Raw genomic sequence first — 25,203 nt, 5'->3', positions numbered from 1 at the left:
CAGCTGGTCACGTGTTTTTTACTGACTCTTTTTCTCCAGAAAAACGCTTTGTGAGTTTCTGTTGATGAGCGCTGAAGACCTCTTCTACTGTGACGTCATAGAGATCCGCTAAAATGAGGAGGTTTGCTAAGACATCTCCCATTTCTTCAATGAGTTCTTTCTTCAGCTCAGATGATTCCTGTCTCTGCTCATCAGGCCGGTCTCGTCCAATTTCTATTGCTCTAACAGCACGAGCGAGTTCTCCCGTTTCTTCCATTAAGAAGCCTAACCGGATAAACGGTCCATATTCTGTCCAGTTCCTCATTTGATAAAAATCCTTGATCCACTTCTCCATTTCAGTTGTTTGCATTCTCTCTATACAGCTCCTTATATGGTGTTCACTCTTTTGATTTTACACTATATATAGAAGAAACGGCTGTTTCTTTACAAATCATTATAGTAGAATGAGTGAGTGAAGAAATCATAGAGAGAGATGGAGCTGTTTTGATGAAAACGATTTGTGTGTTTGCTGGTTCGAATCCAGGTGTAAACGATGTCTACAAACAAAAGGCTGTAGAGCTGGGGGCTTATATGGCAAAGCAAGGCATTTGTCTTGTTTACGGCGGATCGCGTATTGGGTTAATGGGCGCGATTGCCGATGAGGTCATGAGACATGGCGGACAAGTGATCGGTGTCATGCCTAAGGGGCTTTTTAGAGGAGAAGTCGTGCATCAAGAGCTGACAGAGTTAATTGAGGTAACAGGCATGCATGAGCGAAAAGCGAAAATGAGTGAGCTGGCCGATGGATTTATCGCGATGCCAGGTGGCTTTGGTACATATGAAGAATTATTTGAGGTTCTGTGCTGGGCACAAATCGGTATCCATCAAAAGCCGATTGGATTGTATCAAGTGAATGACTATTTCAACCCGCTCATGGATATGGTGAAGTTTAGTATACAGGAAGGCTTTTCAAATGAATCACACCTTCAATTGTTACATGCTTCGAGCGAACCGGAGGAATTAATCACGCAGATGGCTTCTTATCAAACACCGTCTCTTCAGCAGAAATGGACGGAGCTGTCTTAAAGTATGTTTAAATGACAAAAAACCGTCTGTTCAAGGAACAGACGGTTTGTGTTGTGATCATTATTTTTGGTCTTCTGTATTACGGGTCAAGACTTTGTCAATGAGTCCGTATTGAAGTGCTTCTTCCGCTGTTTTGAAGTTGTCACGATCTGTATCGCGCTCAATGACTTCAATTGGCTGACCAGTACGTTCAGCAAGTACTTGGTTCAGTTTATCGCGTAAAGAAAGGATTCGTTTTGCCGCAATTTCAATTTCTGTTGCTTGACCTTGGGCTCCGCCTAGTGGTTGGTGAATCATGACTTCACTGTTTGGAAGAGCATAACGCTTACCTTTTTCACCAGCAGCAAGCAGGAACGCACCCATAGATGCAGCCATACCAATACAAATAGTTGATACCTTTGGTTTAATAAATTGCATCGTATCGTAAATGGCCATACCAGCTGTGATTGAACCGCCAGGGCTGTTAATGTAGATAGAAATATCTTTTTCTGGATCTTCAGCTTCTAAGAAAAGCAGCTGTGACACGATGGAGTTGGCAACATTGTCATCGATCGCAGAACCAAGCATGATAATACGGTCTTTTAAAAGACGAGAATAAATGTCGTAAGCTCTTTCCCCACGATTTGTTTGCTCAATGACTGTAGGTATTAAATTCATAATGTTCCTCCTTCACCTTTTAGGTAAGTATGTAATTCTTAATTCAATGATACATTTTTGGTCAATAAAGGTCAAACAAAACGCAATCAAAAAATTCGACAGCCACATGTTATTTTCCCCAAAATTCAATTTTTTTAAACCATGGAAAAGTTTTAAAAAAATATGGTAAAACTTCCTGTTATGAGTTAATATTACTAAGGTCATTATTATTTATAGTCAGAAAGAAGGAAAAATAGTGGATAATCTACTTCTAGAAAAAAGTGGTTTAACTGATCAGCAGCGTATTGTTGTCTCTACTGAACTTCAAGCCAAAAAAAAGTCAAAACTAGTTGTTTTTCTTTTGTGGTGGTTCCTTGGAGCTTTTGCAATTCATCGTTTTTATTTAGATGAAAAGAAAGGCTATGCAGTTGTCATGCTTCTTTTAGGATGGTTGACCTTGTTCATTTGGCCGTTTATTGATGGCATCATCTGTCTTGTGAAAACAGTGGATGAAGTAAATGAAAACATGGAACGGAAAATTATTGCATCTGTTAAAATGGCATAAGTAGAATGGTCTGCATCTTTTCGGTGCAGGCTTCTTTTTTGAAGTCATCAGAATATCATTGCTTTCTCGCAGCATTTCCCTTATAATTTGATATGCTGACGTTCAAAAAACATATCGTGCGCTCGTAGCTCAGTTGGATAGAGCGGTGGTTTCCGGTACCACGTCTGCCGGGGGTTCGAATCCCTCCGAGCGCGTCTATCGTATCCCATAGAATTCGATTTATCATTTGTGAAAGAGCCTGAAAACCCTTTGAAATAAAGGGTTTTTTTGTTTTTTTATGAGTGGTATTGTATGAGTAAATTGAGAGGAACTTCACTATTTATCAGCGTTTAAGTGAAGTAGTTCATTTTGTATCAAAAAGCACAGAATAAAATTGTTAAAAAAACAAATTTTCTTTATGATAGTGATTAAGTAAAGTTAATCTATAGTTGGGGTATAAAATCATTGTATCAACAATATTCTCAAAGCTTGTTCAACTAAAAGGGCAGAATTCTTTAATAAGGAGGTACTAATGAATTGTGAAAGTGTTTTACATCAAATTGAAGTAGCTGTTAAAACATTAATAAAAATAGTACGTCAATTAGAAGAAGGTGATTTACAAAAAAAACCAACACCTCATAAGCAGTCTATCGGTGAGTTGCTGGAACACATTGCGATCATTTGTGAAGCTGACTGGCGTATTGCTAATGAGGCTGCCCAAGAAGAGATGGAAAAATTTTATGCTAATGTATCATATAAAACTTTAGAGTCGATAGAAAATGGCTTAATGACTAATTTTCATTCATTAAAAAATAATTATATGAAATTATCGGACGCAGAACTACTGTCTCGTACCACTTCATATTGGGGTGTGACATATACAAGGTATGAATGGTTGTTAGAGATATTAGCACATGTTTATCATCATAGGGGACAATTACATGCTATGCTTGTTCACTGTTACAATAAAGACCCCAAAATTTTAATGTTTGAATAATGTTCTTTAACCAAAGGGTGTTTTACTTTAATAAGATTCTGCAATTAAAAACTTTAAATGTATACAAAAAAATATTCACAAGATATTCTCATAGCATCCTTCGTGTCGGAGTTTTATACATTCTCTGCGCGTGTACTTGACCTAGTTCACGATATAAAAAGGTCTCTCGAACCCTCTCCATCAGGAGAGGGTTTTTTGTGTGTGGCATTCACTTCTAAAACTTTACATCTAAGCCACACTGATTATGCTATAATTAATAATCATTCTCAATTAAAGGTGGTTTTGTAAGTGAAAAAAATGATTTGGCTAGTCAGTCTGCTGGCACTGCTGTTAGTAGCATGCGGGCAGAAAGAGAATAAAGAGCAAGCAGCAAGTACGCGTACATATACAACGGAAACGGGTGAAAAGATCACGATTCCTGCCAAGCCGAAGCGGATTGTTGTGTTAACAGCGCAGCTTGGGAACTTTAAAAAGTTAGGTGTGACACCTGTTGGCATGACAGATGTTTATCCTAAATCATCCTTTTTAGATGAAACAGGTGTGAAGCGGGTGCCGATGGAAAATGTGGAGGCGATTGCAAAGCTGAAGCCTGATTTAATCATTGCTTATTCACAAAACGAACAGATTGAAAAGTATAAAAAGATTGCCAAAACGATCACGTTTACGACAAGTGAACATAGCTTTAAAGAGATGCATATTGAAATTGGAAAGATTCTTGGAAAAGAAGCGTTAGCGAAAAAACAAATACAAGAAATGGACGAGAAGCTGAAGAAAGACGGAGAAGAAGTGAAAGCGAAAATTGGTGATGACAAGACATTCTCCATTATGGATGTCCAGCCAAAGCAAGTGTACTTATTTGGTACGGACTTTGGCCGCGGCGGGGAAGTCATCTATCAAGGCTATGGATTCAGCTTACCTGAAAAGGCAGAAAAGGCACTTCCAAAGGAAGGCTATCTTGGAATTTCATTAGAAGAGATGAATGAGTATACAGGAGACTATTTACTTGTACCAACAAAGGATGGAAAAGAGCCAAATCTTGATATTACGAACAGCGGTGTATGGAAGAAAAATCAAGCGGTGAAGCAAGGGCATGTCCTGTACTATTCAATCAAGGAATTTATCTATGCAGATCCGGTCTCCATTGAAAAACAGTCTGATGCATTTAAAAAAATGCTGCTCAAATCATAATGTGAAAAAGACAAAGTGCTTATTAGGAGACTTTGTCTTTTTTCCTGCCACTTTATCATGAAATACTGGACATAAGACTCATTTCTTTCCTTTTCAGGCGTATTTGTTGAGCCGGCTTGCTGTATATGATTAACATGGAAGGGAATTGACAATGAGGAGGAATTTCTTGTGGCGAAGATTTTATTGATTACGTTTCCAGCTGAAGGACACGTGAACCCTATGTTAGGAATGATCAAAGCATGGGCGGATCGAGGCGATGAAGTGCATGCGGTCACAACTGTACATTATGAGGAACGAATCAAACGCTTAGGCGCTCACGTACATATACATCCAGACTATATTCGGACATTACATGTGGAAGAAGGAGATTTAGATTCCATGCAGCCGTTCTTTCATGCCATGCTGCAAACATCATATGATATTTTAGAGGTAGTGGAAACACTTTCCGATAAGCATTCATTTGATTTGGTCTACTTCGATATGTTTGGGGCAGGGGAGCTTGTTCGAGATTACTTGCGCATTCCGGGCATTGGGTCCAACCCATCTTTTGTGCTACAAGAGGCGCATTTTGATACACCGCTATACAGGAAGGATGAGAAAGCCGAGCATCTGTTAGAAAAAATACAAGAGCGTTTTGGCGTTCAGCCAACGCGTTTGATGCAATTTATGAAAAACCGTGGAGAACTGAATATCGTCTATACAAGTGAATATTTCCAGCCGTCTGTTGATTCATTAAACGATTCGTTTGTCTTCATTGGACCGAGCTTTCTAAAAAGAGCCGACCAGCATGATTTCCCGCTGGAAGCACTTGAACAAGAAAAAGTCGTTTTTATTTCCATGGGAACCGTTCTTGGGGATACAGAAGCATTTTTTAATATGTGTATAGATGCCTTCGCAGACTTTGACGGAAAAGTAATCATCGCAACAGGTGAAAAAGTAGATCGTTCTCTCTTAAAAGAGGCGCCTGCTCATTTTCTGATCGAGCCTTATGTGCCGCAGCTTGAGGTGCTCGAATTGACAGATGTGTTTGTAACGCACGGCGGAATGAACAGTGTCAATGAAGGTATTCATTACCACGTTCCGATGGTCGTCATTCCAGTCGACAAAGATCAGCCGATGGTGGCACAAAGACTGACCGAATTATCTGCTGCCTGTGAACTTGATAAAGATCACCTAACGGCAAAGCAGCTAAGAGAAATCGTTGAGACGGTTTTAGGCAGTGATACGTACCGGGCGGGGATTGAGAAAATTGAAGAAAGCTTCCAAGCAGCAGGTGGAACAGAAAAAGCATTAAGGGTGATCGATCAATTTATACAAGCGAAACAGACTCAATCATGAGTCTGTTTTTTTATGAAAAGATGTTGTATTTCCCATTTCTGTATGCTAGTATTCAATTCGTAATCATTTCGATTAATAATCGTAATGATTACGATAATGTTGAATTGGAGGAAATACATATGAGTGATCAACCTGTTTACATAAAGAAGAAATATGAGAAAAAGCATCCCTATGTGACATACACCTTGATGCTGTTTTCAGTGATGGCTTGTTTTTTATTGGCCTCATGCTCTGGAAACAAAGCATCTTCCAGCATGAATGATAGAGAAGAAGATGAGCTCGTGTATGCAAGTACAAAAGATATCAGGGACATCAATCCCCATCTATACGGCGGAGAGATGGCTGCTCAAAATATGGTGTTTGAATCGCTTGTCGTCAATACAGAGAAGGGCGTTCAGCCTGCCTTAGCGAAAAGCTGGGACATTTCAAAAGATGGAAAAACCTACACCTTTCATCTTCGAAAAGGTGTGACTTTTTCAGATGGTGAGCCTTTTAATGCAAAGGCAGTGAAATTGAATATTGATGCTGTCGTCAAAAATATTGAAAAGAACGCTTGGCTTAATCTCGTATCCGAAATCAAATCCACAAAGGCGTTAGATGACGATACATTTGTTCTCACGTTGAAAGAGCCTTATTATCCTACGTTAGAAGAGCTGGGCTTAACACGCCCCTTCCGTTTTATTTCTCCAAAAAGCTTCATTGATGGAACGACTGCAAAAGGAGTCAAAAGCTATGCAGGTACAGGTCCTTATGTTCTAAAGGAACATAAGAAAAATCAATATGCCGTTTTTGAAATGAATGACCACTATTGGGGGAAAAAGCCGAAAATTTCAACCGTGAAATGGAAAGTCATGCCGGATCACCAGACCATCTTACTTGCGCTCCAAAAAGGAGAGATAGATCTTTTATTTGGAGCAGATGGTGACATGATCGATGGAGACTCATTCCAGGCTTTAAAAGAAGCAGGTCAATATGGTGTAACCGTGAGTCCTCCTGTTGGTTCAAGATCGATAGTCATTAATTCAAACCAGCCAATCACAAAAGATCCGAAAGTAAGAGAAGCGTTTCAATACGCCATTCAAAAGGACATGATCACAGAAGGCATTTTAAATGGAACGGAAAAGGTGGCACACACATTGCTTGCTCCTTCTGTCCCTTACGCAAATATTCCATTGAAAAAGAAAACTTATCAAAAGAAGAAAGCAGAGGCAATATTGGATGAGGCAGGCTGGAGGATGAAAGAAGACGGGTATCGCTATCAAAATGGCAAACTGCTGAGTGTGGCTATTTACTATAATTCCGATAATGCAGGGGAAAGAACGATCAGCGAATCAATTCAACAAGATTTCAAGCAGGTGGGGATCAAGCTGGATATTAGAGGAGAAGAAAAACAGGCATTTTTAGATCGCCAAAAAACAGGAAAGTTCGATCTGATGTACTCGCTGTCTTGGGGACTCCCATATGATCCACAAACTTATGTCTCTTCATTCCGTGTAGCATCCCATGCTGATTATCAAGCCCAATTAGGACTGAAAAAGAAAAAGTGGCTGGATGAGACGATTACGGAAGTATTAGTAGAACCAGATGAGCAAAAGCGGAAACAAATGTATCAAGAAATATTGACGTATATCCATGATGAAAATGTCTACATCCCAATCTCTTATTCTGTGACAAAGGCCGTTTATAATAAGCGCCTGAAAGGCGTAGGTTTTCATGTGTCTCAGTATGAAATCCCATTTGACCGTATGTATTTTGCGTCATAAAACGAGGTAGAGACATGACTCGCTATCTCTTAAAACGAATACTGATGCTTTTTCCGCTTATGATCTTCATCACCTTCTTTGCTTTTGTCCTGCTGACGATGCGGGCAAGTGATCCAGCTGAGGTCGCTTTGCGGGTGAATCAAGTCACTCCAACAGAAGAAATGATTGAATCGATGCGTCAGGAGTTAGGTTTAGACCAGCCGTTTTTCATCCGCTATGCCACATGGCTTAAAGATGGATTAACAGGTGATTTTGGTAAGAGCTATGTCACACAGGAGCCGGTTTTTAATCTTATCATGGAGGCGCTGCCTGCTACATTGCAGCTTGCAGGAGCAGCGCTCTTTTTGATCATATTGCTCAGTTTGTTGTTCGGGGTGATTTGTGCATATGCTGCTCATTCCTGGGTGGACCGGATCTTGAGAGCCTTTGTGTTTATCGCCGCTTCAATGCCTAGTTTTTGGCTGGGGATATTGTTGATTTGGCTTTTTTCTGTCAAATTCAATTGGGTCAATACGAGTGGAATGGAAGGGTTCAAATCGATTCTTCTTCCAGCTGTCACATTATCATTTGGCTACTTATCGACCTATGTGAGACTGATACGCAATCAAATTCTAAAATTTCAGCACGAGCCCTTTGTTTTTTACGCAAGAGCACGTGGTTTAAAGGAACGAACCGTTCAACTGAAGGTCATGAGGCATGCCCTGCAATTAGCGGTGACAGCACTTGGCATGTCTATTCCAAAGCTCATTGCAGGAACTGTTATTATTGAGAACCTTTTTGCTTGGCCAGGGGTTGGCCGGTTGTGTGTAACAGCTATTTTCCATGCTGATTTCCCTATTATTCAAGCCTATTTGTTTGTGATGGGGTTCCTGTTTGTTATGTGCAATCTCATCGCTGATGTGATCCAAATGACCATGAATCCGCAGTTGCGAAAGGAGGTCTGACAACGATGATAGGGTGGCATCAATTAAGAAAAGACCGTATGGCGATTCTTTCAATCTGGCTGTTAGTACTTGTCGCATTAGCTGGACTGTTTGCACCAGTGTTAGCACCACATGACCCAACAAATACGAACATTCTTCAAAAATATGCCGGTATCAGTCTTACTTATCCACTAGGAACGGATCATCTAGGGAGATGTGTATTGTCTCGCCTTTTATATGGCATTCGGACAACAATGCTTGCGGCCATGCTGACGATGTGTATCACGATGCTCATTGGCAGTGTACTTGGACTCATGGCGGGATTCTTTCGAGGAAAGGTGGATGGGGTTTTGATGAGGCTGTGTGATGTCATGCTTTCCTTTCCAGCAGAGGTGATGATCCTTGCGGTTGTGGGAATCCTCGGACCTGGACTATTCAATATTATTTTGGCGAATGTCCTAGCGAAATGGGCCTGGTATACAAGAATGATTCGTTCATCTGTCCTTCAATATGCGAATGAACCTTCTGTTCAGTTTGCGAAGGTGTCTGGCGGCACACCCTTTTACATATTGAGGAGACATCTATTTCCTCGCATCTCAGGAGAAATTGCTGTTTTTGCGACACTTGATGCGGGCTGGGTAATCTTAAATATATCAGCACTGTCTTTTCTTGGGTTAGGTGTGAGTGCACCTACACCAGAATGGGGTATGATGCTCAACGAGGCGAAGAATGTCATGGTGACACATCCTGCCCATATGCTTGCGCCTGGACTTGCCATCTTGTTTGTGGTCATGGCGTTGAACTTTTTAGGAGACAGCCTTCAGCATGCCGCGAATCCTGCCATGCATCATGCAAGAAAGAAAGGGGTGAGGCCATTTGCCTTTAATCGACGTAAAAAATCTGTCCGTACATGATCCACAGCAGCAAAAGAATATAGTGACGAATATCACATTTTCTTTACACCAACAACGCTGTTTAGCCGTCATTGGAGAAAGTGGCAGTGGAAAATCAACTGTCGCAAAAGCGTTAATTGACCTTGTCGCCCCTTCGCTAGAAGTGGAAGGAACGATCATTTTTGACGGCAAAACATTGACAAATCAAGAAGCACATCAATGGCGGGGGAAACGAATAGGTTTCATCTCACAAGATGCTATGAATGCATTCAATCCCATCGAAACGATTGGTCATCAAATATTGGAAACATTTCAGCAGCATTTGGGCTTACGCGGGAAAGAAGCAAAAGCACATGCTATGGCTGGGCTTGCACGTGTTCATTTAAAAAATCCATATGATTTGATGAAAAAATACCCGTATGAACTGTCTGGAGGAATGCTTCAGCGTGTGATGATTGGCATCACGTTGATGCTTTCTCCTGACGTGATCATTGCAGATGAGCCAACTGCATCGCTTGATGCCTTTAATCGGCGTGAAGTCATCAGACAATTACACAGGCTAAAGGAAGAAACCGGTGTCACCTTGATCGTTATAACGCATGATTTAGGCGTCGTTCAGGCAATCGCCGATGAGTTGATGGTCATGCACCAAGGAGTGATGCTTGAGCATGGGTCAGCCAAGGAAGTGTTCACATCACCCGAGCATCCCCAAACAAAGCATTTACTGGAGACGAGGCTTCGATTATCTGCTCCTATTAAAGCACTGCGGCAGCAGAAGAGAGCGGAGGCGTTTCCATGTTGATCACAGCTATAAATCTAGTCAAACACGGTGAGAAGAAAGGTCTTTTTTCACATCAAAAGAAACCAAAAGACCGCATATCAAACGTTTCGTTTCAAATTGAAAAAGGACAATGTGCCGGATTAGTCGGTGAGAGCGGCAGTGGCAAAAGTACATTGGCACGTATCCTGCTCGGTTTAGAAAAAATAGATAGAGGCGAGGTACAGATTGATGGCATGCCAGCTGACAAGTGGCGGAGGGTGAATCGGGGGAAAATGAGTGTTGTTTTTCAGGATTATCTATCTTCTGTTCATCCCTCCTTTACGGTGAAAGAGATCGTAGTAGAACCGATGCGTTTGTTAAAGCAGAATCAGAATCTGGATCAGAAAGTTTTGTCATTACTTCAGCAAGTCAGGCTGCCCTCGTCTGTACTGAATCAATATGCTCATCAGCTAAGCGGCGGTCAGCTTCAGCGAGTGTGCATCGCACGAGCCATATCAACGCACCCATCCATTCTCATACTAGATGAAGTCCTGAGTTCACTGGATGTTTCTGTTCAAGTACAAATATTGGAGTTGCTTGAGACATTAAAACAAGAGCTAGACATGACGATCCTTCTCATTACCCATGATGTAGAAGCAGCGGTGTATCTATGTGACCGTCTTCTATTTTTACATGAAGGAAGCCTAGTGGAGGAATGCAAAAAGGACGAATTGTTTGAAGTGTCCCATCCATTTACACTCCAGTTAATCGACTCACTTATGCCTTTTCAGCTTGACAAAAAATAACCAATCTTTTATCGTATACGTAACAAACGACGGAAGGGTGACCCAATGCAATGAAGTACTAATCCTATGACCTGTAAGCAAAATGAATGAACGAAGGCAGTGAGCAAACGATCGGTTTGCCATGTTTGCTGCGTTTTCATTTTTTAGCTTCGGAATAGGATGGTACAGCTTGGGAATCAAAGAATGAGGTGATTGATACGTGGGATGTGTGTGTTCAAATAGGAACAACACACCATACTGAATCAATCCGCTTATTTTTGTACACCATTTTGCCTCCTATTCTGAGAATGGGAGGCTTTTTCATGTCTCCTGATACGAAAGGAGAGGATTGGATGTTATTAAAAGCCAATCAGTTAAAGGTATTTCGAAAAGATCGCTTGTTATTTGATATTGAGGAACTAGCCATCCATCAAGATGAGCGCATTGGTCTTGTAGGGACAAATGGCAGCGGCAAAACGACTTTATTGCATGTGTTGGCTGGGCAGGAAACACCAGACAGCGGCACGGTGGCCGCCACTGCGACTTGTACCCTGCTTCCACAATTGAAACAAGGAGATGGCAGACAGAGTGGCGGTGAAATGACCCAGACTTATATTGAAAGAGCATTAAGCCGGCCGTCAGCCCTTTTATTAGCAGATGAACCGACAACTCATTTGGATACAGAGCATATTGAGTGGCTGGAAGATAAGCTGCTTCATTATCAGGGAGCTCTCATTGTTGTTTCACATGATCGTGCTTTTTTAGATGCAATATGTACGGAGATTTGGGAGCTGGATCATGGGAAGCTTCATCATTACAAAGGCAACTACACACATTTTGCACAGCAAAAAGAGCTGGCACATCGTCAGCAGGTGGAAGCATACGAAGCCTATACACAAAAGAAAAAACAATTAGAGCATGCCCTGGAAAAGAAAAAGAAAAAGGCGGACAAAGCGACAAAGCCATCCCAAAAGGTGAAATCCTCAGGACCTAAAATTGCAAAGCCCTACTATGCAAATAAGCAAAAAAAGCTGCAAAAAACAGCCAAATCCATTGAAACCAGGATGGAGAAATTAGAAAAGGTTGAGAAGGTAAAGGACATTCAGCCGATCCAAATGACTCAGCATACGATGAAGGAAGTAGCTAGCCGTACCATTTTGCGCGTGGAAAATGTAGATGGCAAGGCGGGCGATAAAGTGCTTTGGAAGCAGGCGAATGTGGAAGTGAGGGGCGGAGACAAGGTTGCTATTATCGGAAAGAACGGGAGCGGCAAAACGACATTTCTCCGTATGTTAGTGAATGGATATCCCGGAGTTACTCGTTCAGAGGCCGTCAAGCTAGCGTACTTCCGTCAGGATCTTTCAGGACTGAAGGTAGATGAATCGATTTTACAAAATGCGCTGAAAGAGGCGGTTCAAGAAGAGACAGTGGTTCGAACGGTTTTGGCGAGACTAGGATTTAGAGGGGATGATGTGCATAAGCCTGTTGGCGTATTAAGCGGGGGAGAACGGGTGAAAACGATGCTTGCGTCCTTACTCGTCAGTGATGCCAATGTTCTCATGCTGGATGAACCGACGAACTTTTTAGATCTGGCCGCAGTTGAAGCACTTGAAGGTCTCTTGAAGGATTATCCAGGTACCGTTGTGTTTGTTTCCCACGATCGCAGGCTGATAGAGGAAGTTGCCACTCGTATTTTCCATATTCATGAGGAACGTATTGAAGGATTTGATGGCACATATGAAGCATATAAACAAAAGGAAGAAAAACCAGCTGTGACAAATAGAGATGAGGAGCTTCTGTTAATTGATATGGAGCTGTCTGAAGTGCTCAGCCGTTTAAGTATTGAGCCGTCGCAAGAGCTTGAAGAGAGATTTCAAGCATTATTGAAGCAAAAAAAGTCTTTGGAGTCATAAAACAAAAACCCCTGTTTACTTTACAGGGGTTTGTTCATGTCGTTCTTTTTTTAATTGTTCAAGTTCACTCACTGTGACGAGCTGGTAGCCTTGTTTGGTGAGTTCACGGATGATCTTTACTGCTGCTTGAGCTGAGCTTTCATAAATATCGTGCATTAACACTGTTCTGCCATCTGCTGCATGTGAGAGAACGCGGTTTGTGATCTGCTGGCTGTTGCGGATTTTCCAATCCTCAGGATCAACATCCCACAAAGTGACCTTCATCCCAATCGCCTCATTGATGTCTTGATTTGTACCGCCATATGGCGGTCTAAAGTGCGTAGGTGTATATCCGCTTGCTTTCTCAATCAGCTGCTGGGTGTCCTTCACTTGTTTCACGGCTTCTTCTAAAGGCAGTCTTGTTAATAAAGGGTGATTGTAGGAATGGTTTCCGATCTCATTCCCGCCTTTTAGAATGTCGGCAAGCATTCCAGGATAATACTGCACCCTGCTGCCTAAGACGAAAAAGGTGGCATGTCCTTTATTTTTCTTCAGCGCATCTAAAATTTTTGAGGTTGTCGCTGGATTCGGTCCATCATCAAATGTGAGTGCGATGGCTTTTTTATTCGGGTCAAGCTTTGATTTTTGCGGAAGCTTGACGGCTTTTCTTTTTGGGTTCGGTTCTTTCATTTCATTTTTATTTTTGATTTTATCCATATATTCTGGCTTTAATATGTCCTTCAGCAATGTCTTTTTGATTGCGAGTGTTTGCGGACCAAGATCCTCTGCGGCTACTTGAGATGCAGGGAAATAAAATTCTACATATTTGTCTTTCAAGGCAAATTGACTGAAGTTTTGAGCATCAGGGGCTGTTCCTTTCTGAAGGAGAGGCTGATCCTTAGATAAGGTTTTATCCTTTCGAAGCTCCGTATATGTAATATAGGATAATTTCTTTAAATAATTGGTTTTAGGCAGAAATAGATCTTTTGTGTCAAGAAAGGTTTTTTTCTGAAAATCAAAGTTAATCGTGAGATGATTGGTGGTTCCATTTTGCTGGCCAGTATACGTATAGGTCGTAAAGCGAATGGCAGCAGACTGCTTTGCATAATGCACCATTTCATAATCAATATTCAGTTCATAGCGTTTATGTTCATCGATATCCTTTGCTTCGCTGAATGTTTTTTTGAAATGCTCTAATGCTGAATTGGCATAGCTTTGAATCTTGTCATCTAGCTCTTTTTGATGAAAAAGAGGATAGTTGACTGCATATCTCATAAATTTCCCGTCATTTACGAGAGTGACAATTTCCACGTTTTTATAGTTCGTATCTTGCTTTACATTTTTCTTCTCTGTACCGCTTGCTTGTTGATTTTGAAAGAAAGCAACTGCTCCAATGACGACTGCAAGCGCAAATAGGACGATACTCCATTTTCCCTTTACTGACACAACTTTCAAATCTCCTCTCATGACGGGTCATTCTTTATTATTTTGACATCTGTTTGTAATATTTTTATAATATTTGACTCACTTTTGTAATTTTAGAGGATGTGCATGCGAAATGTCAACTATTTTCCTATTAAAATATAAGAAAAAATGATAGATTGTTCCAAGCGAAAAATAGAACCTCTCATCTCGCTGCTCCGCACATACCTTCATTAATTAAAAAATAGGGTGTACATTGATTTTTTAGAGGCTGGCGGCTATAATTTTGTTGATTATGATTCTCATTTTCAAACTGACTTTTAATGAAGAAAAGGATGACACCGATTTTGCAGGATAAGCGAAAACCTCAACAAAAGCGATCATCACATATTCTGTTCTTTTTAATATTTTTTCTCGCCGTTATTGGTTTAGCGGCTGCCATGTTTTTTGCTGTGTCATACGGTGCAAAAACATTGTCTCTGCAAACGGTTTGGACAGCTGTATTTGACTATCAGTCAAATGTCACAGAGCAGCAGATCATCCATGAATTAAGACTTCCCCGTGTTTTAGGGGCAGCTCTAGTGGGAGCGGCGTTTGCCGTAGCGGGTGCTCTTATGCAGGGCATCACAAGAAATCCACTGGCAGATGCGGGGATTTTGGGTATTAATGGCGGTGCGATGTTTGTGGTCGCTCTCTGTTTTGCTTTTTTCCCAGGAATGCCTTATTCGGCACTGATGTTTTTTTCCTTTATTGGTGCTGTGCTCAGTACACTGCTGATCTTTGCGATTGGGGCGGCTGGCGGCGTATTGACACCGCTACGTCTCACTGTAGCAGGAGCGGTTGTCGCCGCATTGCTTCATGCACTCAGCTCTGGGATCGCGATTTATTTTGATCTGAGTCAGGATCTGGCTTTTTGGTATGCAGGCGGGGTAGCTGGTGTGAAATGGCCGCAGCTGATGATTCTTGCTCCGGTCATTCTGATTGTGATCGTATGGGCAATGCTATTAGGCCGGTCACTTTCCTTACTATCGCTCGGTGAAGATACAGCGGCGAATTTAGGGGTGAAAACCCGACAAGTGCGAATACTAGGCATGACCGCTGCTGTGTTATTAGCAGGGGTTTCTGTATCAGCAGTCGGGTCGATTGGGTTTGTCGGTCTCGTCATCCCGCATATTGCACGAAAGCTTGTTGGTGTAGACTATCGTTTCGTTATTCCGATGTCAGCGATATTAGGCGCAATGCTGCTTGTCTTTGCAGACCTTGCCAGCCGTACAGTCAATCCGCCAAGAGAGCTTGCCATTGGTGTGATGGTGGCACTTGTTGGTGTTCCTTTCTTCTTATACATTGCCCGAAAAGAAGGGAGGAACCTGTCATGAGAGAGAAACAGCGTGCTCTTGCCGTGACAGTCGCTTTGATTTGCCTGAGTGCGGCTGTTGTTCTGTATAGTTTAAATACCGGTACGCTGAAACTCAGCCCTGTCATGGTCGTCAAGACGTTATTTGGCTTTGGAGATTTCCAAAGTGAAACGGTGCTGTTTGACTATCGTCTGCCTCGAATCGTGGTGACGATGTTAGCTGGTATTGGTCTTGGCATTGCTGGCGGCATTTTGCAGAGCTTATCCCGTAACCCTCTGGCCGATCCTGGAATCATTGGACTGAATGCAGGGGCAGCATTTGGCTTAATTGTGTTTGTGACATATTTTCATGCACTTGAAGGCAATCCGTCTCTTCTTATTCCGCTCTTTACGTTTGGCGGCGGACTGCTTGCGGCAGCGGTTATTGTGCTTCTTGCATATGACCGGCATGAAGGGCTTGTTCCTATCCGTCTGATCTTAGTTGGCATTGCGGTTGCTGCGGGATTTAGTGCACTCACCTTATATTTGTCATTGAAGCTGGATGAAGATACATACACGTTTGCTTCGAGATGGCTTGTGGGCAATGTCTGGGGGAGAGACTGGATTCATGTACTGGCACTTCTGCCTTGGATTGTATGCCTTGTGCCGCTTACGCTGATGCAGTCAAACACGCTCAATGCATTGACATTAGGAGATGCTGTCGCCTCAAGTGTAGGTGTGCGAGTCCAGCGTAAACGCCTCCTCTTGCTGACCTTAGCGGTTGGCCTCGCGAGTGCAAGTGTTTCGATGACAGGCGGTATTGGCTTTATTGGCCTCGTCGCCCCGCATTTGGCCAGGCGGCTGGTCGGGTCACTGCATCAGTATTTTTTACCAGTGAGTGCGCTGCTTGGCTTGTTGATTTTGGTCAGTGCCGATACAATCGGGCGGTCCATCTTTGCTCCAAATGCCATACCAGCGGGTGTGGTCGTGGCCTTTATCGGTGCCCCGTATTTTCTCTATTTATTAACTAAAACGAAATAAACATGAAAGAGGAACTCATCATGAAAAAACTACTAGTGTTTGGATTAACGCTCTGTTTCTTGCTGCTTGCCGCTTGCGGACAACAGGAAACAAAGAATACAACAAATGAAAAGACCAATGGAACACCAAAGATTGCTTCCTTGTCCATTCATTTAACGAATGACTTGTTAACACTCGGTATCAAACCAGCGGGCTCTGTTGTAGGAGGAGACTTAAAAGATTTCCTTCCACATGCGAAAAAGCAGCTGAGTCACACGAAGAAACTCGGCATTGCAGCTGATCCAGATATGGAATCACTGCTTGCGTTACAACCAGATGTTATTTATGTTGATGAAGAATTAGCCGGACAAGACTTATCGAAATATAAGAAGATCGCCAAAACAGAAGTGTTTAATTTAAATGATGGCACATGGCGGGATCATTTGAAAAAAATCGCCAAACACGTCAATAAAGAAAAAGAAGCGGACCAATATATTAAGAATTACAATCAAGAAGCAAAAGAAGTCAAATCGCTCATCAAGAAAAAGATTGGAAACGGAAAAGTCATGGCGATCCGTGTGACAGCAAAGGAGCTTCGCGTATTTAGCATGAAGCGCCCAATGGGTCCTATTTTATACGATGATTTAGGCCTGACACCTGTCGATGGTGTGAAAAAGCTGGACAGCAAGCGCCCATTTGAAGTGATTTCTCAAGAGGTTCTTCCTGACTATGATGCTGATGCGATCTTTGTTGTCGTCAACCGTGATGATAAAGCACAGCAGGCATTCAAGCAATTAGAAAAGACTCCAATTTGGAAGGGTCTAAAAGCAGTGAAGAAAAACCAAGTTTATCCGATTGCCGATCAGCCATGGCTCGATTACTCAGCTTTAGGCAATAAAATGGCATTGGATGAAGCAAAAGAGATGTTTTCTAAATAAATAGCAAATGAAATCAGGCATCATTCCGCATATAGGAATGATGTCTCTTTTTTTGATTCGTTCTTCTATTCATTCGGCCGCTGCATACATATGAGAGAGAACGAGCAATACCGCCCGTGAGAAGAGGAAAGGGAGGGGTTAAAGTTGGAGGTTCAAAAAATTAGTGCAGGTACCATTGCAAGGCTTGTGCTGCTTTTACTGGCGCTTGTTAACAGTGCGCTAACCGCTGCGGGAAAAAGCCCAATTCCTATTGATGAAGAAGGCGTTCAGCAATTCATCACGCTGGCCTTTCTGGGGATTACATCACTATGGGCCTATTGGAAAAACAATGATATAACGAAAAAAGCACGAACAAAAAAAGAAGAATAAGAGAAAAAAGAGCCTTTCATGAATCAAAGGCTCTTTTTCATCGAAGCGTCAAACGCCTCTCCCCGCAATCATTCTTCCTGAAAGGCTTACGCCCGGCGTTCTCCCATGTTGTTGAGGAAAGCTTTTACTTCCTCAATGCTTAAGCCAATTGCCTTCGCTTCACTCATTAGACGCTTCCACTCTGCAATATTTGAGTCAGTCAGCTTTCTATGGGTGACATGTATTGACTTTTCTTCCTGCTCCTTTCGGTACGTTTGGAGCAGCTGATAGAGCTCTTCTTTAGGCATGCCGGCTTGGACGGCATTGACGATATGCTCCCGCCATTCGTGTTCATCACCCTCAGTGTAATGAAACATCATCGTCTCTGCATCAAACAGCTCTTGTAAATCAATCTCTAATGAAGAGGATACCTTTTTTAAGAACTGGACAGATGGATTCCTGTGGACACCACGCTCAATTTTGCTCAAATATGACTTAGAGACATGAGCATCCTCAGCCAGCTGCTGAATCGAGTATCCTTTTCTCTTTCGGTAAATGCGTATCACCTTGCCTATCATTCGATCAATGATCTCCCTTCTCCCCGGCGAATAGTTCTGCGACCTTTTCGTTCATTATAAGAAATAAATTGTTCTTTATAAAATTCAAAAACGTAAGAATCAGGAAGTAAACAAAAGAAAACGAACGATTTCGTTCTTTAAAAAGAACTATAAGACCTATTATGACATTTTTCTTTGCGGGTATTATCTTTTATAATCCAATCATTAACAAAAAGAAACCATATATAACCTTTTTATGATGAAATCGGGAGGTATCTATGAATGAGAATATAGGTTTTAAGCAGCTGTTTTCTGTCATTAAAGAGAAAATGGCCCTTCTGATCCTGATTGTCCTGATCGTAACGGGCATTTCAGCCTATTATCAGTTCTATGTCTCGACTCCTGTATATCAGGCAACCACTCAAATTCTTGTTCATAAACGCAGCAATGACGCACAAGCAGATTTAAACGATATTCAGATGAACCTTCAATATACACGTACCTTTCAAGTTTTATTAAAAAGCCCAATCGTCATTGAAAAAGTAAAAGAAACACTCCATCTCACAGAATCAGCAGAAGGACTAAAACACAAAATTGCCACAAGTACAGAAAATGAGTCTGAGGTCATCAATATTTCTGTACAAGATGAGGATCGCGCGAAGGCAGTCGCCATTGCGAATACTGCAACAGAGGTGCTGCAAGAAGAAATCAAAAAAACAATGAATATGGATCGCATTAATGTTTTGTCTGAAGCCAAGCTGTCCAACACGATTCTGATGAATTCGAGAAAATTCGTTCATATCGTTCTGGCACTAGGCGCCTCTTTATTAGGGGGAATGACACTCATTTTCTTAATGAATTTACTCGATGATACTGTAAAACGAACACATCAAATAAGAGAAGAGATCGGATTGCCGTCCCTTGGCAGTGTCTATCAGATGCAGGCAGACAGGAGGGCCAAAAAAGACAAGCAGTCCGTCATAACGGGAGGACAGAACATTGATCTTTAAGAGGAAGAAGAGAGAAAAGAGAGATTTATCCTGTATTTCTGTATTAAATCCTCACTCTGTCATTGCGGAACAATTCCGTACGATCCGAACAAACATCGAATTCACATCGATCCAAACAAGGCTGAAATCGATATTAGTGACCTCCTCCTTGCCGAAGGAAGGGAAATCATTTACGGCTGCAAACTTAGCAGCTGTTTTTGCACAGCAGAACAAGCGGGTGCTGCTCATGGACGCTGATTTGCGAAAGCCGGCCGTTCATGAATATTTTGACCTGAGTCATCACACCGGTTTGACAAATGTGCTATTAAATAATTGCAGCTTGGAAGAAGCTATTTTACCTACACCGATTGAGCATTTAGAGCTGCTTCCGAGCGGAACCATTCCGCCGAATCCAGCAGAGCTGCTCTCCTCTTCTGTGATGAAGCAGCTATTTTATGAGATTGAACAGCAATATGACATGGTGATTGTTGATTCCACGCCGCTTCTGCCAGTTGCAGATGCAAAGATCTTGGCGAACCGGACGGATGGGAGCATTCTCGTTGTCTTAAGCGGCAAAACAAAGATTGCTGCTGTGAAGAAATCAAAAGAAGTATTAGAGGGAACAACAAGTAAACTGCTTGGAGCTATGCTAAATGGCAAGAAAGAGAAAAAGGGCAGGCTGTACATGTATTAAAAAGATTGATAGGTGATGTCTCCTAATCTTTAACAATGGAGGCACTCGATCCTGCTGTGGGCACAACCGGTGCCTTAGATGCTCGTCATCAGTAGTGGGATGTGAGGACGGGTTTGATGCCCATGTTACGTAAGAATAGTGATGCTTTAAAAAGGGGGAGGAGCGTTGACTTACGCCCAAAGATTATCAATCATCGTAGCACTAGATTCATATCTCATCTTAGTTGCCGTCTTTTTTGGTTTTCAATTTGTCCAAGAGGCGGCTTTAACCGTTTATACATTTGAAATGCTCGCCATTTCTTCACTCAGTCTGCTCATTGGGCACCATCTATTTGCCTGCATATTTCATGTGTACAAGCAAGTATGGGCTTATACAGGAGTAAGAGAGTTATTTTCTTTAATGAAGACCTTTGTGTGTTCTTTTTTATTTTCGATGACGATGCTGTACCTTTTCGTGCAGACATGGCCATTTCGGTTTTTATTCATCGTGTGGCTTTTTCATATCTTATTCATCGGTGCCTCTCGGATGGCTTCCAGGCTATTTCATGACGGAGCAAAGCGGCTTCAGGCAGAAAAGGAGCGGGCATTAATCATTGGCGCCGGATCAGCGGGGACCATGCTCGTTCGTCAGCTACAGCAATCGAGTGATGTACATATTGAGCCAGTCGCCTTCATCGATGATGACAAGACGAAACATAGGCTTGAAATTATGGGTCTGCCTGTCATAGGAGGAAAAGAACAAATTCAAACAGCTGTCGTGATGATGGATATTCAGAAGATCATCATTGCCATTCCATCTAAAAGCAGCCACACCTTAAAAGGGCTGTATAAGGAATGTGTAGCGACTGGAGTCAAAACACAGATCATGCCGGAAATGGAGCAGATTTTAAAAGGAACCCATGCGCTGAATCAATTACGGGATGTACAGCCAGAGGATTTACTAGGGAGAGAACCGATTCAATTAGATACGAGCCGTCTATCTGCTCATTTAAAAGGAAAAACGATCATGGTCACAGGGGCAGGCGGATCAATTGGGTCAGAAATCTGCCGTCAAATTTGTGTGTTTGCTCCTCAAGCGATTGTACTTGTGGGACATGGAGAATTTAGCATTCATTCTATTTTACTAGAGCTGAAAGAATTATATGGAGACAGCATCAGACTCTATCCACAAATTGCGGATATTCAAGATAAACAGAAAATGAGTGAAATCGTTGGTCAGTTTCAACCGGATATGATTTATCATGCTGCGGCACATAAGCATGTTCCACTCATGGAGATCAGTCCGAAAGAAGCTGTGAAAAACAATATTATCGGCACAAAAAATGTCGCGGAAGCCGCACATGAGCACGGCATTGAAACATTCGTCCTCATCTCATCTGACAAAGCAGTCAACCCTGCCAATGTGATGGGAGCCACTAAGCGGTTTGCTGAAATGCTGATTATGCAAATGGGGGCAAGCAGCGAAACAAAATTTGTCGCCGTTCGATTTGGAAATGTACTTGGAAGCAGAGGGAGCGTCATCCCTATTTTTAAGAAACAAATCGAGCAAGGCGGGCCGGTGACAGTCACGCACCCAGCCATGACAAGATATTTTATGACCATCCCAGAAGCATCAAGGCTTGTGATTCAGGCAGGTGCACTGGCAGAAGGAAGACAGATTTTTGTTTTAGATATGGGGGAGCCAGTGAAAATCGTAGACCTCGCAGAAAACCTCATTCACCTCTCAGGCTACACCACAGACCAGATTCCGATCACTTTCACAGGCATTCGTCCTGGGGAGAAAATGTACGAAGAACTACTGAACCAGCATGAAAAAGCACAGGAACAAATCTTCCCGAAAATTCATATCGGCCATGCGCTGGATGGTGACCCATATGTGCTGAACCGCTTTATCCATGAATTTGACATGATGAGTGAAGAGCAAATGAGACAAGCATTATTTGCGGCCATTGAGTCGCATGATATGTTGTCCGAACAAATGAAACGAGAGGAGGAGCCGCTTGCCAATGAAGAAAAAAGTCTTGTTTTGCGCAACGGTTGATTATCACTTTAAGGCCTTTCATCTTCCATATTTCCGGTGGTTTCAGGAAAAAGGATGGGAAGTGCATACAGCGGCAAATGGCCAGCTTGAGCTGCCCTATGTGAATCAAGCTCACTCGATTCCAATTCAGCGCTCTCCTTTTCATGTCCGCAACCGGCTTGCGTATGTAGAACTGAAGAAGCTGTTAACGAAAGAGCACTATGATTTCATCCATTGCCACACACCAATGGGAAGTGTCATTGGCAGGCTTGCAGCCAAAGGCGCGCGCAAAAAAGGAACGAAGGTTCTTTACACGGCACATGGCTTTCACTTTTGGCAGGGGGCGCCGCTTCAAAACTGGCTGCTCTATTATCCAATTGAGAGATTTCTTGCCCGCTATACAGACGCACTGATCACCATTAATGGGGAGGATTTTAAAAGAGCAGACCGTCTATCAAAAGAGCGGACATCTGTTTATTATGTTCCTGGTATGGGTGTGGATATGAAACGGTTCGCACCAGTCGATGAAAAAGAGAAGCAGCGTCTTCGCGCAGCCTACGGTTTTTCTGCGGAAGATTTTATCGTGCTGTGTGCTGGCGAATTAAACATGAATAAAAATCAAGGAATGCTCATCAAAGCATGTGCACAACTGTCTAGGAAAATACCAAATATAAAGATCGTGTTTGCCGGGGAAGGGACAATGAGGCCAAACTATGAAAAGCTTACTCACCAGCTCCAGCTTGAAAAGCATGTTCACTTTGCTGGGTTTTGCAAACAAATGGAGGAATGGATGCATTTGAGCGATGTGTGTGTTTCCACCAGCTTGAGAGAAGGGCTCGGCATGAATTTGCTTGAGGCGATGTCGGCAGAAAAACCCGTGATTGCAACGGAGAATAGAGGGCATTGTGAGCTTGTCAAACATGGCGTCAATGGATTTTTAGTTAAACCGCAGGATGTGAATGGTTTAGCTGATTACTTGCAGCAGCTCTATGACAAAAAGGATCAGCTGCCCCTCATGGGAAAAGCGGGACGATCTATCGCTTATGCATTTGCACAGGAGCAGACGGTCAGTGCAATGGAAGAAATTTATACAATTTATATGGATCAAGCAGAGAAGGTGATACAGCATGCGTAAACCAAAGGTGTCTATTATCATGGGTGTCTACAATTGCCAAGAGACAGTAGAAGAAAGTATTGAATCCATTCTTCATCAAACATATGAAAACTGGGAGCTCATCATATGTGATGACGCATCAACAGATGGCACTTATGAGAAGGTGCTGTCTTATACAAAACGAGATCCTGAAAGAATTCGCCTGATCCGTAATCAACAAAATCAAAGGCTCGCTGCCAGTCTCAATCGCTGTCTGGCTGAAGCGAGGGGAGAGTTGATTGCAAGGCAGGATGGCGATGATCTATCGGTGCCTGTTCGTTTAGAAAAACAGGTTCATTTCCTCGATACATATCCTGAATACGATGTGGTCGGTACGGCGATGACGGTTTTTGATGAAACGGGAACAAAGGGTGTACGGGCACTTGTTTCAGAGCCTGATCGGAAGGTGATGGCAAGAGGGACTCCTTTTTGTCATGGGACCATTATGATGAGGGCTTCTGCTTACAAAGCTTTAAATGGATATCGCTCTGTGAAAACAACAAGGCGGATGGAAGATATCGATCTTTGGATCCGCTTTTTTGCTGCTGGGAGGAAAGGCTTTAATTTACAAGAGCCGTTATATCTTGTGAGAGAGGATGAAGCAGCCTTTCAGCGGCGAAAGTTTCGATATTCGATGGATAATGCCTGGCTCGTTTTGAAAGCATGCTGGCTATTAAAGCTATCGCCGCTTGACTATTTATTTGCTCTAAAACCGGTGGTCCGTGCCTGCTTGTCACCGAAGGTCATGAAGCTTTATCATCGCCGGAAGCTGGCGTCGTCTATGCTGAAGAGGAGGGCTGTTCGGGATGAGTGAGCCAAAGCGCGTGCTTCATATTGTGGGCGGGATGAACCGCGGCGGAGCTGAAACGATGATTATGAACATTTATCGTGCACTCGACAGGAATGTCCTTCAATTTGATTTCATTACCCACCGGCAGGACGTCTGTGATTATGATGAGGAAATTCGCGAGCTTGGGGGACGCATCTTTTATGTCCCGAGTATTGGGGCGTCCTCTCCGGTTGCTTTTGTGAAAACATTGACAAAGACAATTAGGCAAGCAGGACCCTATCAGGCCGTGCATGCACATACGGATTTTCAGACAGGCTTCTCCGCACTTGCTGCAAAACTAGCGGGTGTGAAGGTGCGCATTTGCCATTCGCATAATACAGCGTGGAAGCAGTCGCCAAACTGGCTGGATCATATGATGCTCAAAGGGTTTCGCCAGCTGATCTTTGCATTCTCTACACAGCTTGTTGCATGCGGCGAGGATGCCGGAGTCTTTTTATTTGGACAGAAAAAAATGCAGAACGGGCAAGTTGAGGTGCTGCCAAATGGGATTGATTTATCCCTTTTTTTTCAGCCTGATCCAGACGAAAAGGCGGAGATCAAAAAGCAGCTCTATCTTCGCGAAAAAAACATGATCATCGGTCATATTGGGCGGTTCCATGAGCAAAAAAATCATGTTTTTTTTATGGAGCTGGCCCAGACCTTAAAGAAGCAAGGCGTTTCATTTCAGCTTGTCCTCGTAGGAGATGGACCGCTGAAGCAAGTAGTCGAATCGTATGCGGAGAAGGCAGGCCTGATGGAGGACATTGTCTTTACAGGCGTCGTATCAGACGTTCCACAGTATATGAAAGCATTTGATGTTTTTGTGATGCCTTCCTTGTTTGAAGGTCTTCCGCTTGTATTAGTGGAAGCACAGGCATCTGGGCTGCCTTGTGTGATTTCAGATCATATTACAGAGGAAGTAGATTTAGGCTGCGGGCTTGTGAAAAGGATGTCGCTGCGAGATTCCGCGCATGAATGGATGAAGGCGGTGCTTGAAGCATATCATGCAGAACCTCCTCTTCAAGAGACCATTACCTCACAGCTTGAACAAAGAGGATTTGATGTGAAACAGAATATTACACGTGTGATGAATCTATATGGACTGTAAGGAAGGAAT

Annotated in this window: 25 protein-coding genes and 1 tRNA gene; 22 read left to right on the top strand and 4 right to left on the bottom strand. The window is 42.7% G+C overall.

Annotation, left to right across the window (positions count from 1 at the left end):
- Positions 1 to 7: 7 nt before the first annotated feature.
- Complete coding sequence (locus MHI46_RS16360; protein ID WP_058837578.1) at positions 8 to 349, bottom strand: MazG-like family protein; 342 nt, start codon at positions 347 to 349, stop codon at positions 8 to 10.
- A 137-nt stretch (positions 350 to 486) separates the two neighbouring features.
- Here MHI46_RS16360 and MHI46_RS16355 point away from each other — a divergent pair, with 137 nt between their 5' ends.
- Entirely contained in the window at positions 487 to 1,065 is a 579-nt protein-coding gene (locus MHI46_RS16355; protein WP_251181056.1) for a TIGR00730 family Rossman fold protein, read from the top strand.
- A 60-nt stretch (positions 1,066 to 1,125) separates the two neighbouring features.
- Here MHI46_RS16355 and clpP read toward each other — a convergent pair whose 3' ends face one another.
- Positions 1,126 to 1,722: an ATP-dependent Clp endopeptidase proteolytic subunit ClpP gene (gene clpP / locus MHI46_RS16350; RefSeq protein WP_024427684.1), complete on the bottom strand. Its 597-nt coding sequence runs from the start codon at positions 1,720 to 1,722 to the stop codon at positions 1,126 to 1,128.
- Positions 1,723 to 1,957: 235 nt separating this feature from the next.
- Here clpP and MHI46_RS16345 point away from each other — a divergent pair, with 235 nt between their 5' ends.
- From MHI46_RS16345 to abc-f, 11 genes are all read left to right on the top strand, one after another.
- Positions 1,958 to 2,266 carry a TM2 domain-containing protein gene (locus tag MHI46_RS16345; protein ID WP_039181618.1) on the top strand — a complete coding sequence of 103 codons (309 nt, stop codon included), beginning with the start codon at positions 1,958 to 1,960 and terminating at the stop codon, positions 2,264 to 2,266.
- 118 nt (positions 2,267 to 2,384) lie between these two features.
- Positions 2,385 to 2,460, top strand: a tRNA-Arg gene (locus MHI46_RS16340).
- 317 nt (positions 2,461 to 2,777) lie between these two features.
- A complete protein-coding gene (locus MHI46_RS16335) occupies positions 2,778 to 3,242 on the top strand; it encodes a DinB family protein (RefSeq protein ID WP_039181615.1) in 465 nt (154 codons plus the stop codon).
- Between the two features lie 297 nt (positions 3,243 to 3,539).
- Entirely contained in the window at positions 3,540 to 4,430 is an 891-nt protein-coding gene (locus MHI46_RS16330) for an ABC transporter substrate-binding protein (RefSeq protein WP_251181308.1), read from the top strand.
- Positions 4,431 to 4,598: 168 nt separating this feature from the next.
- Positions 4,599 to 5,768 (top strand): macrolide family glycosyltransferase, encoded by a 1,170-nt coding sequence (locus MHI46_RS16325; RefSeq protein ID WP_251181301.1) that lies wholly within the window; start codon positions 4,599 to 4,601, stop codon positions 5,766 to 5,768.
- A gap of 119 nt (positions 5,769 to 5,887) precedes the next feature.
- Positions 5,888 to 7,531, top strand: a complete 1,644-nt coding sequence (gene nikA / locus MHI46_RS16320; protein ID WP_058837581.1) for a nickel ABC transporter substrate-binding protein — start codon at positions 5,888 to 5,890, stop codon at positions 7,529 to 7,531.
- Between the two features lie 14 nt (positions 7,532 to 7,545).
- Positions 7,546 to 8,475, top strand: coding sequence for a nickel/cobalt ABC transporter permease (gene opp1B / locus MHI46_RS16315; protein ID WP_058837582.1), 930 nt, complete (start codon positions 7,546 to 7,548; stop codon positions 8,473 to 8,475).
- A 5-nt stretch (positions 8,476 to 8,480) separates the two neighbouring features.
- Complete coding sequence (gene opp1C, locus MHI46_RS16310) at positions 8,481 to 9,368, top strand: nickel/cobalt ABC transporter permease (RefSeq protein ID WP_126682331.1); 888 nt, start codon at positions 8,481 to 8,483, stop codon at positions 9,366 to 9,368.
- A complete protein-coding gene (locus MHI46_RS16305) occupies positions 9,331 to 10,149 on the top strand; it encodes an ABC transporter ATP-binding protein (protein ID WP_342502952.1) in 819 nt (272 codons plus the stop codon). Before opp1C ends, MHI46_RS16305 begins: the two co-directional genes overlap by 38 nt.
- Positions 10,143 to 10,913, top strand: coding sequence for a dipeptide/oligopeptide/nickel ABC transporter ATP-binding protein (locus MHI46_RS16300; RefSeq protein ID WP_144467951.1), 771 nt, complete (start codon positions 10,143 to 10,145; stop codon positions 10,911 to 10,913). The genes MHI46_RS16305 and MHI46_RS16300 overlap by 7 nt, the downstream gene beginning before the upstream one ends.
- 332 nt (positions 10,914 to 11,245) lie before the next feature.
- Positions 11,246 to 12,805: an ABC-F type ribosomal protection protein gene (gene abc-f / locus MHI46_RS16295; protein ID WP_222120541.1), complete on the top strand. Its 1,560-nt coding sequence runs from the start codon at positions 11,246 to 11,248 to the stop codon at positions 12,803 to 12,805.
- A 15-nt stretch (positions 12,806 to 12,820) separates the two neighbouring features.
- Here abc-f and MHI46_RS16290 read toward each other — a convergent pair whose 3' ends face one another.
- Positions 12,821 to 14,230, bottom strand: coding sequence for a polysaccharide deacetylase family protein (locus MHI46_RS16290; protein ID WP_126682328.1), 1,410 nt, complete (start codon positions 14,228 to 14,230; stop codon positions 12,821 to 12,823).
- A gap of 323 nt (positions 14,231 to 14,553) precedes the next feature.
- Between MHI46_RS16290 and MHI46_RS16285 the strand changes: the two genes are divergently transcribed.
- The 4 genes from MHI46_RS16285 to MHI46_RS16270 all read left to right on the top strand — a co-directional run bounded on the left by MHI46_RS16285 (position 14,554) and on the right by MHI46_RS16270 (position 17,866).
- The gene (locus tag MHI46_RS16285; RefSeq protein ID WP_151039875.1) at positions 14,554 to 15,582 is read left to right on the top strand and encodes an iron ABC transporter permease; all 1,029 of its coding nucleotides are present in this window, start codon (positions 14,554 to 14,556) and stop codon (positions 15,580 to 15,582) included.
- On the top strand, positions 15,579 to 16,580 hold the full coding sequence (locus MHI46_RS16280) for an iron ABC transporter permease (RefSeq protein ID WP_064498011.1): 1,002 nt from the start codon (positions 15,579 to 15,581) through the stop codon (positions 16,578 to 16,580). The genes MHI46_RS16285 and MHI46_RS16280 overlap by 4 nt, the downstream gene beginning before the upstream one ends.
- Positions 16,581 to 16,600: 20 nt before the next feature.
- Complete coding sequence (locus MHI46_RS16275; protein ID WP_342502951.1) at positions 16,601 to 17,497, top strand: iron-hydroxamate ABC transporter substrate-binding protein; 897 nt, start codon at positions 16,601 to 16,603, stop codon at positions 17,495 to 17,497.
- Between the two features lie 144 nt (positions 17,498 to 17,641).
- Positions 17,642 to 17,866, top strand: coding sequence for a phage holin (locus MHI46_RS16270; RefSeq protein WP_024423530.1), 225 nt, complete (start codon positions 17,642 to 17,644; stop codon positions 17,864 to 17,866).
- A gap of 86 nt (positions 17,867 to 17,952) precedes the next feature.
- On the opposite strand, the gene MHI46_RS16265 is transcribed toward MHI46_RS16270, so the two are convergent.
- A complete protein-coding gene (locus MHI46_RS16265) occupies positions 17,953 to 18,423 on the bottom strand; it encodes a helix-turn-helix domain-containing protein (RefSeq protein ID WP_058837587.1) in 471 nt (156 codons plus the stop codon).
- A 257-nt stretch (positions 18,424 to 18,680) separates the two neighbouring features.
- Here MHI46_RS16265 and MHI46_RS16260 point away from each other — a divergent pair, with 257 nt between their 5' ends.
- The 6 genes from MHI46_RS16260 to MHI46_RS16235 all read left to right on the top strand — a co-directional run bounded on the left by MHI46_RS16260 (position 18,681) and on the right by MHI46_RS16235 (position 25,194).
- Positions 18,681 to 19,412, top strand: coding sequence for a Wzz/FepE/Etk N-terminal domain-containing protein (locus MHI46_RS16260; protein ID WP_024423528.1), 732 nt, complete (start codon positions 18,681 to 18,683; stop codon positions 19,410 to 19,412).
- Positions 19,402 to 20,085, top strand: coding sequence for a CpsD/CapB family tyrosine-protein kinase (locus tag MHI46_RS16255; RefSeq protein WP_024423527.1), 684 nt, complete (start codon positions 19,402 to 19,404; stop codon positions 20,083 to 20,085). The genes MHI46_RS16260 and MHI46_RS16255 overlap by 11 nt, the downstream gene beginning before the upstream one ends.
- A 165-nt stretch (positions 20,086 to 20,250) precedes the next feature.
- On the top strand, positions 20,251 to 22,125 hold the full coding sequence (locus MHI46_RS16250) for a nucleoside-diphosphate sugar epimerase/dehydratase (RefSeq protein WP_039181574.1): 1,875 nt from the start codon (positions 20,251 to 20,253) through the stop codon (positions 22,123 to 22,125).
- Complete coding sequence (locus MHI46_RS16245; protein ID WP_260774874.1) at positions 22,091 to 23,239, top strand: glycosyltransferase family 4 protein; 1,149 nt, start codon at positions 22,091 to 22,093, stop codon at positions 23,237 to 23,239. Before MHI46_RS16250 ends, MHI46_RS16245 begins: the two co-directional genes overlap by 35 nt.
- On the top strand, positions 23,232 to 24,071 hold the full coding sequence (locus MHI46_RS16240; protein WP_260774873.1) for a glycosyltransferase: 840 nt from the start codon (positions 23,232 to 23,234) through the stop codon (positions 24,069 to 24,071). Before MHI46_RS16245 ends, MHI46_RS16240 begins: the two co-directional genes overlap by 8 nt.
- A complete protein-coding gene (locus MHI46_RS16235; protein ID WP_342502950.1) occupies positions 24,064 to 25,194 on the top strand; it encodes a glycosyltransferase family 1 protein in 1,131 nt (376 codons plus the stop codon). The genes MHI46_RS16240 and MHI46_RS16235 overlap by 8 nt, the downstream gene beginning before the upstream one ends.
- The last annotated feature ends 9 nt before the right edge of the window (positions 25,195 to 25,203 follow it).

It is taken from the genome of Bacillus sp. FSL K6-1000, from assembly GCF_038630785.1.
In the GTDB taxonomy this organism is placed as follows: Bacteria; Bacillota; Bacilli; order Bacillales; family Bacillaceae; genus Bacillus; species Bacillus safensis.
Note: the sequence above shows the minus strand (reverse complement) of the source record. Positions and strands in the feature narration are given on the sequence as shown.